Genomic DNA, 10,078 nt, shown 5'->3' with positions numbered 1-10,078 from the left:
CCAACAACCGCGCGCTCGGCGAGACCCGTCAGCGCCGCCGGTAGCTGTAGAACCGGTAGCGCAGGCCCGACGCGCTGGTCAACCAGTCGCCCGCCGCGCCGATCCAGGACTCGTCGAGCACCGGGGCCATCACGTCGGCGTCCTGGCGCGGCAGGTCGATCTCGATCTCGGTCACCTCGCAGCGCGTCGCGAGCGGCAGGGCCGCCAGGTAAATCTGCGCGCCGCCGATGACCCAGACGGGATCGTCGGTCAGCGCATCGTCCAGCGAGACCACCACCTCCGCCCCGTCGGCGGCGTAATCGGGCCGGTGGGTGAGCACCACGTTGCGCCGGCCCGGCAGCGGGCGAACCTTGGCGGGCAGCGACTCCCACGTCAACCTGCCCATCACGACGGTGTGGCCCATCGTCAGTTCCTTGAACCGCGCCTGGTCCTCGGGCAGGCGCCACGGAATGCCACCGTCGCGGCCGATGACGCCCGAGCTCGACTGGGCCCAGATCAGCCCGATCTCAGACCGCAACCGGGGCCTTGATCGCCGGGTGTGGATCGTAGTTGAGGATCGCGATGTCGTCGTAGGTGTAGTCGAAGATCGAATCCCGCGGCGCGAGAACGAGTTCCGGATACGGGCGTGGGTCGCGGCTGAGTTGCAAGCCCACCTGCTCGACGTGGTTGTCGTAGATGTGGCAGTCGCCGCCGGTCCAGATGAACTCGCCGACCTCGAGTCCGGCCTGCGCGGCCATCATGTGGGTCAGCAACGCGTAGCTGGCGATGTTGAAGGGCACCCCGAGGAACAGGTCGGCGCTGCGCTGATACAGCTGGCACGACAGCTTGCCGTCGGCGACGTAGAACTGGAAGAACGCGTGGCAGGGCGGCAGCGCCATCTGCGGGATCTCGCCGACGTTCCAGGCCGAGACGATGTTGCGGCGTGAGTCGGGATCGGTCTTCAGCAGTTCCAGCGCGGCGCTGATCTGATCGATGTGCGCGCCCGACGGCGTCGGCCACGACCGCCACTGCACGCCATAGACCGGGCCCAGATCGCCTGTCGGAGAAGCCCATTCGTCCCAGATGGTGACGCCTCGCTCCTGCAGCCAACGCACGTTCGAGTCGCCGCGCAGGAACCACAGCAGCTCATAGACGATCGACTTCGTGTGCACCTTCTTCGTGGTGATCAGCGGAAAACCGGCCGTGAGGTCGTAGCGCATCTGGTGGCCGAACACGCTGCGGGTGCCGGTGCCGGTGCGGTCGGACTTGGGGGTACCACGCTCCAGAACCAGCCGCAGGAGATCCTCGTAAGGGGTGGCGATCGGCACGTCGGTCAGCATACTTCCAGACCGGACGAGTAGAACGGAAGCCATGCCGAGCATCTCCGCGACCGTCACGACACCCGACGGCACCTGCCCCGTCACCCTGCACACCCCGAACGGACCCGGGCCGTGGACCGGCGTGGTGATGTACGTCGACGCCGGCGGCGCCCGCGACACCTTCCAGGAGATGGCCGCACGGCTGGCCGGCTTCGGCCACGCCGTGCTGCTGCCCGACGTGTACTACCGCCACGGCGACTGGGAGCCGTTCGACATGCGCACCGCGTTCAGCGATCCCAAGCAGCGCAACCGCCTGTTCGGGATGATCTCCTCGATCACCCCCGACATGATGGCCTCCGACGCGACGGCCTTCTTCGACTTCCTACAGTCCCGTCCGGAGGTCAAGGGCGACGCGTTCGGGGTCTGCGGCTACTGCATGGGCGGGCGCACCTCAGTGATCGTCGCCGGGCGCGTGCCCGATCGGGTCGCCGCGGCGGGGTCGTTCCACGCCAGCGGGTTGGTCACCGACGAGCCCACCAGCCCGCACCTGCTCGCCGACCGGATGAAAGCGACCGTCTACGTGGCGGGCGCCGAGAACGACCACGGCTTCACTCCCGAGCACGCCGAAACCCTCGACAAGGCGCTTACCGCGGCGAACGTCGCCCACACGGTGGAGTTCTACCCCGCAGGGCACGGCTTCGCGGTTCCCGACAACGCCCCCTACGACGAAGAAGCCGCCGAGCGGCACTGGATCGCGCTTCAAGAACTGTTCGAGTCCGCCCTGCCCAATTGAGGCCCAATTGGGCATGACCCGGTACCCGTGCCGGGCCGATACGCGACGATGATCCGATGGACGATCAGGATCCCGGCGCTCACCCGGACCACGAGGACGTCGGCTCGCGCATCGACCCGGTGCTCGCCCGCAGCTGGCTGCTGGTGAACGGCGCCCACTACGACCGGTTCGCGCCCGCCGTGCGGTCCCGCGCCGACATCGTCGTGCTGGATATCGAGGACGCGGTGGCACCGAAGGACAAGACCGCCGCCCGTGACAACGTCGTGCGCTGGCTGAACGAGGGAAACACCGACTGGGTCCGCGTCAACGGATTCGGCACGCCGTGGTGGGCCGACGACCTCGACGCACTGGCCAAGACGGCGGTCGGCGGGGTGATGCTGGCGATGGTCGAATCCGTCGACCACGTCACCGAGACCGCCAACCGGCTGCCCAGGGTGCCGATCGTCGCGTTGGTCGAGACGGCCCGCGGGCTCGAGCGCATCACCGCCATCGCCGCGGCCAAGGGCACGTTCCGGCTGGCCTTCGGCATCGGCGACTTCCGGCGCGACACCGGCTTCGGCGAGAACCCGACGACGTTGGCCTACGCGCGGTCGCGGTTCACGATCGCGGCGAAGGCCGCGCACCTGCCGAGCGCGATCGACGGTCCGACGGTCGGTTCGAGCGCACTCAAGCTCAGCGAGGCCACGGCGGTGTCCGTCGAGTTCGGCATGACGGGCAAGATCTGCCTGACGCCCGAGCAGTGCGCGACGGTCAACGAGGGCCTCTCCCCCTCACCAGACGAAATCGCCTGGGCCAAAGAGTTTTTCCTCGAATTCGAACGCGACGGCGGTGAGATCCGCAACGGCTCGGACCTCCCCCGCATCGCGCGCGCGAACAAGATCCTCGATCTGGCCCGCGCGTACGGCATCGAGGTCTCGGAGTTCGACGACGTCGACGACCCGGCGCACATCCCGGCGCCATCGGACACGTACCACTACTGAGTTCCGTGCCGCCTGCGTATCAGCATCTGCAGTGACCGCAGCAGACCGCGCGCGGCGTAGATGCCCGCGACCACGGTCGCCAGGATCATCACGATGAACATCAACAGCCAGTTGGTCCGGTGGTGGTCGACGTTCCACCACACGATCGTGAACAGGATCGCGCACAGGAACACCACGATGTCGCGCCAGTTCCCGCGATACGACAGTGCCACCAGCCGCAGGTCGCGGCTGCGCTCGGCGGCGCTGATCATGTCCTCGATGCGATGGTCGATGCTGGCCTTGAGCCGCGCCTTGAGTTCGGGTTGGTCGTCGGGGATGCGCTCGAGCAGATCCATGTCCTTGGCGATCATGCCGCGGAAGTCGGGCCCGCGGAGATTGCCTGCGGCGATGCCCAGCAGCGCCCCTCCCGCCAGTGGCGCTGCCCCCAAAGCGACTTCGGCGATTCCAGGCATGGGTTATTCCTCCATCAGCGTCGCGGCCAGTGTGCCACCGAGCTCGTAGGCGCGTTCGCGCACACCGGCGTCGATGCCGCCGGTGACCTCCAGCGCATCGGCGGCCTTGGCCAGCGCGAGTCCGGTCGCGAGCTTTTCCACCGCGTTGACCGCGCCGACGGTGTCGTTGTTGCCGTGCACCCACAGCCCGTAGGGCCGGCCGCCGACGTGGTCGAGGCTCGGGTAGTACACGGTGTCGAAGAAGTGCTTGAGCGCGCCGCTCATGTATCCGAAGTTCGCGGTCGTCCCGAACAGATAGCCGTCGGCGTCGAGCATGTCGGGCAGGGTGGCCGCCAACGCGGGCCGCACCACGGTTTCGACGCCCTCGATATCGGGGTCCTTCGCGCCGGCCAGAACGGCCTCGAGCAGCTCGCGGGTGCCCGGCGACGGCGTGTGGTGCACGACCAGCAGCGTCTTGCTCATCGGAGCCCTCTGCTCTTCGCGCAAGCGCTCATCGTCCGTGCTCTTCCATCTCGACCGCCTTCTTCATCGCTTCCCGCGCCCGGCTGCGGTCGCCTGCGTAGTCGTAGGCACGTGCCAGTCGATACCACCGCCGCCAGTTCTGCGGGTCGTTTTCCAGCTCTGCACGCACCGTGACGAACAGCTCGTCGGCGGCGTCGCGCTGGATCCGACCGGACGGCATCCGCGGCAGCGCGCTGACGTCAAGTTCCATCCCCTCCTCGCGGGCGATGCGGGCGAGCCGCTGGTGGGCCAGCCCGGCGCGCAGCGTGCTGAGCATCGCCCACAGCCCGATCAGCGGCAGCGCCATCAGCGCCAGCCCGAGCCCGACGGCGGCGGGCTCGCCGGTCGTGACGAAGGCCATCGCGAGGCGGCCGAGCAGCACGAAGTACACGACCAGTGCCACACACATGAAGCCGATCAGCAGTTGGATGCGCAGGACGCGCCCGCCCTCGGCCATCACAGATCGAGCAGCGGCTCGATACCCACGGTCAGCCCGGGCCGTTCGGCCACCCGTCGCACCGCGAGCAGGACTCCGGGAACGAACGAGGTGCGGTCCAGGCTGTCGTGGCGGATCGTCAACGTCTCGCCTTGCGTGCCGAAGAGCACCTCCTGATGCGCCACCAGCCCGGCCAGGCGCACCGAGTGGACCGGAACGCCGTCGATGTCGGCGCCGCGCGCGCCCTCCAACCCGGTGCTGGTGGCATCGGGGTTGGGTGGCATGTCTTTTCGCGCCTGGGCGATGAGGCGAGCGGTGCGCGCAGCGGTCCCGGACGGGGCGTCGGCCTTGTGCGGGTGGTGCAGTTCGATCACCTCGACCGACTCGAAGTAGCGAGCGGCCTGCTGCGCGAAATGCATCGACAGCACGGCTCCGATCGCGAAGTTCGGGGCGATCAACACCGCCGCGCCCGGCTTGGCGTCCAACCACTCGCGGACGGTGGCCAGCCGCTCGTCGGTGAAGCCGGTGGTGCCGACGACCGCGTGTATCCCGTTCTCGATGAGGAACTCGAGGTTGTCCATCACGACGTCGGGGTGTGTGAAGTCGATGACGACCTCGGTCTGGCTTTCCGTCAGCCGACTCAACGGGTCGCCGGCGTCGACTCCCGCGGTGAAGGTCAGATCGTCGGCGGCCTCAACGGCCTCGACCATCGTCGTGCCGACCTTGCCCTTGGCGCCCAGTACTCCGACTCGCATGGCGTCACCTTATCCACTCGTCGCATCCACCCACAGCGGGCGCGGTGCTCCCCTACCATCGGCGCATGCGCGGCGCCAAGGTGTTGATAACCGGTGCGACGGGTCAGGTCGCCGTTCCGGTCGCCGAGGCGCTGGCGGCCGACAACGAGGTATGGGGAATCGCCCGGTTCACCGATACGGCGACGCGCGAGAGGCTGGAGAACCGCGGGGTGCACTGTCACGCGGTCAACCTGGCGGTCGGCGAATTCTCCGGCATTCCTTCGGACTTCGACTACGTCCTGAACTTCGCAGTGGCCAAGAGCGGCCGATGGGACAAGGACTTGGGTGCCAACGCCGAATCGGTAGGGCTTCTGATGGCCCACTGCCCCGACGCAACGGCGTTCCTGCACTGTTCGTCGGCCGCGGTCTACGACCCGCCGCATGACGAGCCGCGCACCGAGGACACGGCCCTGGGCGACAACCACAAACACCTGTTCCCGACGTACTCCATCTCCAAGATCGCCGGTGAGGTCGTCGCCCGGTCGATGGCCCGCGCGCTCGGCGTGCCGACGACGATCGCCCGGCTCAACGTCCCGTACGGGGACAACGGTGGATGGCCGTTCTTTCACCTGGAGATGGTTCTGGCGGGCGCCCCGATCCCGGTGCCGCCGGGCCCGCCGGCGCTCTACAACCCGATCCACGAGGAGGACATCGTCGCGACGCTCCCGAAATTGCTTGAGGCGGCGACGGTTCCGGCGACGACGGTGAACTGGGCCGGCCATCAGACGATCAGCCTGCAGGAGTGGTGTACCTATCTCGGCACGCTGGTCGGTCGGGAACCGACGTTCGAGGTGGACGAGCATGCGTTGCGCGGCAACCCGGTCGACGTCGGCCGCATGCGCGCGATCTCCGGTGACACCACCGTGGATTGGCGCGATGGGTTACGCCGGATGGCCGCGGCCTTCCACCCTGATCTCGTCGCGGGGTAAGACTTCACGTCTCCCGGAAGGCGGGTATGACGTGACGAGCCAAAAGCCGCATCTGGTCGAGCATCTCGTCGACGGTGTTCGCGACGAACAGGGTGGCGAAGAAACCGTCGAGGCCGGCTTCGGCGAACTTCTCGACCTTGGCGCACACCTGGTCCGGGGTCCCGATGAGGTTGTCGGCCAGATACTTGTCGAAGTCGATCCCCTTCATCATGGTGTTTGTCAGCGACCTCCGGAACAGATCGAACGTCGAGTGTTCGACCCGCGATCCGGCCTCCTCGGCCGTGTCGGCGATGCACACGACGGTCTGCAATCCGATCGTGATATCGGACGGATCGCGACCCACCCCGTGGGCGTATTCGGCGATACGGTCGCGGCCCGCCGCGATCTCCGCTGGGCCGGTCTTGGCGGGCAGCCAGCCCTGGCACCGCTCACCGGCCCGCTTCAACGCGCCCTTGGCGTTGCCCCCGGAGAAGATCGGCAGCGGTTGCTGCACCGGCTTCGGATACGATTCGACGTCGACGAATCTGCGGTGCCTGCCGTGGTAACTCGATCTCGGTTGCTCGAAGAGAACGCGTAGAGCCTCGATGCCCTCCGTCATCAGGTCCACCCGTGACGCGTCGGCGAGATCGGGTGCGACGCTTTCGAATTCGTCGCGATAGCCTCCGGCGGCCACCGCCAGCGTCACCCGGCCTCCGGAGACCTGGTCGAGCGTCGCGACCTGCTTGGCCAGCAGGACCGGATCGCGCATGGGCAACACCAGGATCCCGGTGCCCAGGCGGATCGCCGACGTCTTGGCCGCGATCGTCGCGAGCATGATGAGCGGTTCGAAGTAGTCCGGCGGCCGGTCCCACGCGTCACGGACGAACCGCTGGGTGCTCAGATGGTCGTTCCCCGATACCTCGTCGTAGCCCATCTGCTCGGCTTCCACGGCTATCCGCACCACGTCGTCGGCCGTGGCGAATGGTATCGGGTAGGCCATTCCCGCCAGACATGTCGGCGCGTCGACGCCGAACAGCACGTAGTCCATTGTGACCCGATCGGGCCTTCCAGCAAGCCCTTCGCCCTAGAGCGGCGAGGCCCCCCGCAGGTGCTCGAAGATCAGCGAGGTCTGCGTACCGGCCACGTCGGCGTCGGCGTTGAGGTTCTCCACCACGAAGGACCGCAGGTCATCGGTGTCACGCGCAGCGACGTGCAGGATGAAGTCGTCGGCGCCCGCGAGGAAGTAGACGTCCATCACCTGCGGTCTGCGCCGGATCTGCTGGATGAAGCTGTGGATTCTGCCGCGGGCGCTCGACTGCAGGCTCACCGAGATCATCGCCTGCAGCGGTAAACCGATCGCGGCCGGATTGATATCGGTGTAGAAGCCGCGGATCACGCCGACCTCCTGAAGGCGGCGCACCCGGCCGTGGCACGTCGACGGCGCGATGCCGACGGCTTCGGCGAGTGCGCTGTTGGAGATCCGCGCGTCGCGGTGCAGCGCGGCCAGGATCCGACGGTCGACGTCGTCGAGCGGAACCGGCCGAACATCCTTCGACTGCACGCCCCCAGTCTGCCGCTGCGATGAAGATGTTTCGCTCACGAGGCGACCATACAGAATCTTGAACACACGAATTGCCGAAGAGATGAAGTTTCTTCACACTTGAGACATCTTCCAACCGAGGAGCGGTCATGCGCGTCGGCATCCCCACCGAAATCAAGAACAACGAATTCCGGGTCGCGATCACCCCCGCGGGAGTCGCGGAGCTGGTGCACCGCGGTCATGAGGTGATCATTCAGTCCGGTGCGGGCGAGGGTTCGTCGATCTCCGACGCCGACTTCAAACGCGCCGGCGCCCAGATGATCGACAGCGCCGACCAGGTATGGGCCGAGGCCGAGCTGCTGCTGAAGGTCAAGGAGCCGATCGAAGCCGAGTGGCACCGGATGCGTCCGGGTCAGACGCTGTTCACCTACCTGCACCTGGCCGCGTCAAGCTCGTGCACCGAAGCGCTGTTGGCCTCGGGGACCACGTCGATCGCCTACGAAACGGTCCAGACCGCCGACGGCGCCCTCCCCCTGCTGGCCCCGATGAGCGAGGTCGCCGGGCGGTTGGCCGCGCAGGTCGGCGCCTATCACCTGATGCGCAGCCACGGCGGGCGCGGCGTCCTGATGGGCGGGGTTCCGGGGGTGGCTCCCGCCGACGTCGTCGTGATCGGCGGCGGCACCGCGGGCTACAACGCCGCCCGTGTGGCCGCCGGCATGGGAGCGCACGTCACCGTGTTCGATGTCAGCCTCAACAAGCTGCGCGACGTGGACGCCGAGTTCGGCGGCCGTATCGAGACCCGTTACTCGTCAATCCTGGAACTCGAGGACGCCGTCAAGGGCGCCGACCTCGTCATCGGCGCGGTGCTGGTCCCGGGCGCAAAGGCACCCAAGCTGGTGACCAACTCGACCGTCGCGCACATGAAGCCCGGTGCGGTGCTGGTCGATATCGCCATCGATCAGGGTGGCTGCTTCGAGGACTCCCGCCCGACCACGCACGACGATCCCACCTTCGCTGTGCACGACACGCTCTTCTACTGCGTCGCGAACATGCCCGGAGCGGTGCCGCGCACCTCGACGTTCGCCCTGACCAACGCGACCATGCCCTATGTCCTCAAGCTGGCCGATCAGGGCTGGCAGGCGGCGTGCCGAGCCGATGCCTCGCTGGCCAAGGGACTGTCGACGCACGACGGCACCCTGCTGTCCGAGCAGGTGGCCGTCGACCTCGACCTGCCGTACACCGATCCGGCGTCGGTGCTGGTCGACGCCTGATTTCTGGGTGTCCGGCCGGCACCCTTAAACGTGCCGGTGCAAAAAGATAGGGATTCGCCCGATTCCTTCGCGCCGCTTCATGCCATACCGTCGTTTTCAGCGGCTGGCGCTCAGTGCAGGGGGGCGACGAGCGTGGGGGGACAGCCGCTGACAAGCCAGCTGGACCCGGCCGTCGAGGGGTGGCCGGGCTAGGCTGGCCACATCATCGGCCCATTCAGGCCAGCAGTTCCGCCACCAGCATCGAACCCACGTCGCCGACCATCTGGCGATCATTGGGCACGTCGGGGTCGTCGGCCGCGGTCCTGGTCATGATCGCCAGCAGCAGACGTTCACCGGCGGGTCCGAACGCGACACCGACATCGTTGGTGCTCGCGTAGTCGCCGGAGCCGGTTTTGTCGGCAATCGTCCACCCCGGCGGCAGGACCGGACGCACGGTCGACGTCCGATTGGCCCGCATCCAGTCATCGAGCTGCCGACGTTGCGGCTCCCCCAGGACGTTTCCGGTGATCAGCGACCGGTAACCGCCGCCGAGCGCCTCGGGTGTCGTCGTGTCGCGCGGATCGCCGGGAACGGCGGCGTTGAGCTCGATCTCCCACCGGTCGAGCCGGGTCCGCTGGTCGCCGATGCTGCGGGCGAAATCGGTCACGCCGGACGGGCCGCCTATCGTGCGCAGCAGCAGGTTGCCCGCGGCGTTGTCGCTCTGCTGCAGGGCGGCTTGGCACAACTCGGCCAGCGTCATCGTCTGCCCGATGTGCTCCCCGGTGACCGGCGAATTGGGCACGATGTCGCCCTGTTCGACGGTGACGCGGTCCGTCAGCGCGAGCTCACCGCGTTCGGCCCTCTGCAGCACGCGGGCGGCAGCGTAGGTTTTGAACGTCGAGCACAACGAGAACGGATCCTGCGCGCGGTGGGCGACGGTGCGCCTGGTGTCGAGGTTGACGGCGAACACCCCGATCAGCGCGTTGTGGCTGCGTTCCATCTCGGCCAGGCGGCCCGCGAGCTGCGGCGGGTCGGCCATGGCGGACTTGTGCGGCGAGGCGGCCAGCGCCGCGAGTGTCAATCCACCGATCAGGACGTTGCGCCGCGACAAGTCAGTCATCGGCCC

Annotated in this window: 13 protein-coding genes; 4 read left to right on the top strand and 9 right to left on the bottom strand. The window is 67.7% G+C overall.

Features of this window, described 5'->3' with window-relative positions; translation table 11 throughout:
* Positions 1–28: 28 nt before the first annotated feature.
* Both A5698_RS02265 and A5698_RS02260 read right to left on the bottom strand, forming a co-directional pair.
* On the bottom strand, positions 29–517 hold the full coding sequence (locus A5698_RS02265; protein ID WP_068292744.1) for a dihydrofolate reductase: 489 nt from the start codon (positions 515–517) through the stop codon (positions 29–31).
* On the bottom strand, positions 507–1,307 hold the full coding sequence (locus A5698_RS02260) for a thymidylate synthase (protein WP_068292766.1): 801 nt from the start codon (positions 1,305–1,307) through the stop codon (positions 507–509). The genes A5698_RS02265 and A5698_RS02260 overlap by 11 nt, the downstream gene beginning before the upstream one ends.
* Positions 1,308–1,350: 43 nt before the next feature.
* Here A5698_RS02260 and A5698_RS02255 point away from each other — a divergent pair, with 43 nt between their 5' ends.
* Complete coding sequence (locus A5698_RS02255; RefSeq protein WP_068292741.1) at positions 1,351–2,091, top strand: dienelactone hydrolase family protein; 741 nt, start codon at positions 1,351–1,353, stop codon at positions 2,089–2,091.
* A 56-nt stretch (positions 2,092–2,147) separates the two neighbouring features.
* Positions 2,148–3,071 (top strand): HpcH/HpaI aldolase/citrate lyase family protein, encoded by a 924-nt coding sequence (locus A5698_RS02250; protein WP_067292075.1) that lies wholly within the window; start codon positions 2,148–2,150, stop codon positions 3,069–3,071.
* On the opposite strand, the gene A5698_RS02245 is transcribed toward A5698_RS02250, so the two are convergent.
* The 4 genes from A5698_RS02245 to dapB are packed head-to-tail and all read right to left on the bottom strand — an operon-like array spanning position 3,065 to position 5,215.
* Positions 3,065–3,523, bottom strand: a complete 459-nt coding sequence (locus A5698_RS02245) for a hypothetical protein (protein ID WP_068292732.1) — start codon at positions 3,521–3,523, stop codon at positions 3,065–3,067. The genes A5698_RS02250 and A5698_RS02245 overlap by 7 nt on opposite strands.
* Before the next feature lie 3 nt (positions 3,524–3,526).
* On the bottom strand, positions 3,527–3,985 hold the full coding sequence (locus A5698_RS02240) for a flavodoxin family protein (protein WP_067090097.1): 459 nt from the start codon (positions 3,983–3,985) through the stop codon (positions 3,527–3,529).
* 28 nt (positions 3,986–4,013) lie between these two features.
* Positions 4,014–4,481, bottom strand: a complete 468-nt coding sequence (locus tag A5698_RS02235; RefSeq protein WP_068292728.1) for a hypothetical protein — start codon at positions 4,479–4,481, stop codon at positions 4,014–4,016.
* Entirely contained in the window at positions 4,481–5,215 is a 735-nt protein-coding gene (gene dapB / locus A5698_RS02230; RefSeq protein ID WP_068292725.1) for a 4-hydroxy-tetrahydrodipicolinate reductase, read from the bottom strand. The genes A5698_RS02235 and dapB overlap by 1 nt, the downstream gene beginning before the upstream one ends.
* Before the next feature lie 65 nt (positions 5,216–5,280).
* Between dapB and A5698_RS02225 the strand changes: the two genes are divergently transcribed.
* Positions 5,281–6,183: an NAD-dependent epimerase/dehydratase family protein gene (locus tag A5698_RS02225; protein ID WP_068292722.1), complete on the top strand. Its 903-nt coding sequence runs from the start codon at positions 5,281–5,283 to the stop codon at positions 6,181–6,183.
* Positions 6,184–6,187: 4 nt separating this feature from the next.
* Here A5698_RS02225 and A5698_RS02220 read toward each other — a convergent pair whose 3' ends face one another.
* Both A5698_RS02220 and aldR read right to left on the bottom strand, forming a co-directional pair.
* Positions 6,188–7,210 carry an LLM class flavin-dependent oxidoreductase gene (locus A5698_RS02220; RefSeq protein WP_068292717.1) on the bottom strand — a complete coding sequence of 341 codons (1,023 nt, stop codon included), beginning with the start codon at positions 7,208–7,210 and terminating at the stop codon, positions 6,188–6,190.
* Positions 7,211–7,246: 36 nt separating this feature from the next.
* Entirely contained in the window at positions 7,247–7,762 is a 516-nt protein-coding gene (gene aldR / locus A5698_RS02215; RefSeq protein ID WP_068292763.1) for an HTH-type transcriptional regulator AldR, read from the bottom strand.
* An 89-nt stretch (positions 7,763–7,851) separates the two neighbouring features.
* Here aldR and ald point away from each other — a divergent pair, with 89 nt between their 5' ends.
* Positions 7,852–8,973: an alanine dehydrogenase gene (gene ald / locus A5698_RS02210; RefSeq protein WP_068292713.1), complete on the top strand. Its 1,122-nt coding sequence runs from the start codon at positions 7,852–7,854 to the stop codon at positions 8,971–8,973.
* Between the two features lie 214 nt (positions 8,974–9,187).
* On the opposite strand, the gene bla is transcribed toward ald, so the two are convergent.
* Complete coding sequence (gene bla / locus A5698_RS02205) at positions 9,188–10,072, bottom strand: class A beta-lactamase (protein ID WP_068292710.1); 885 nt, start codon at positions 10,070–10,072, stop codon at positions 9,188–9,190.
* Positions 10,073–10,078: the final 6 nt, after the last annotated feature.

Origin of the sequence: Mycobacterium sp. E136, from assembly GCF_001666865.1 — a bacterium.
Classification (GTDB): domain Bacteria; phylum Actinomycetota; class Actinomycetes; order Mycobacteriales; family Mycobacteriaceae; genus Mycobacterium.
Note: the sequence above shows the minus strand (reverse complement) of the source record. Positions and strands in the feature narration are given on the sequence as shown.

Coding starts and splice junctions, on each gene's coding strand:
- A5698_RS02250 (WP_067292075.1), top strand. CDS start 2,148: ATGGACGATCAGGATCCCGGCGCTCACCCGGACCACGAGGACGTCGGC.
- A5698_RS02225 (WP_068292722.1), top strand. CDS start 5,281: ATGCGCGGCGCCAAGGTGTTGATAACCGGTGCGACGGGTCAGGTCGCC.
- A5698_RS02220 (WP_068292717.1), bottom strand. CDS start 7,210: ATGGACTACGTGCTGTTCGGCGTCGACGCGCCGACATGTCTGGCGGGA.
- A5698_RS02255 (WP_068292741.1), top strand. CDS start 1,351: ATGCCGAGCATCTCCGCGACCGTCACGACACCCGACGGCACCTGCCCC.
- A5698_RS02240 (WP_067090097.1), bottom strand. CDS start 3,985: ATGAGCAAGACGCTGCTGGTCGTGCACCACACGCCGTCGCCGGGCACC.
- ald (WP_068292713.1), top strand. CDS start 7,852: ATGCGCGTCGGCATCCCCACCGAAATCAAGAACAACGAATTCCGGGTC.
- dapB (WP_068292725.1), bottom strand. CDS start 5,215: ATGCGAGTCGGAGTACTGGGCGCCAAGGGCAAGGTCGGCACGACGATG.
- A5698_RS02235 (WP_068292728.1), bottom strand. CDS start 4,481: ATGGCCGAGGGCGGGCGCGTCCTGCGCATCCAACTGCTGATCGGCTTC.
- A5698_RS02245 (WP_068292732.1), bottom strand. CDS start 3,523: ATGCCTGGAATCGCCGAAGTCGCTTTGGGGGCAGCGCCACTGGCGGGA.
- bla (WP_068292710.1), bottom strand. CDS start 10,072: ATGACTGACTTGTCGCGGCGCAACGTCCTGATCGGTGGATTGACACTC.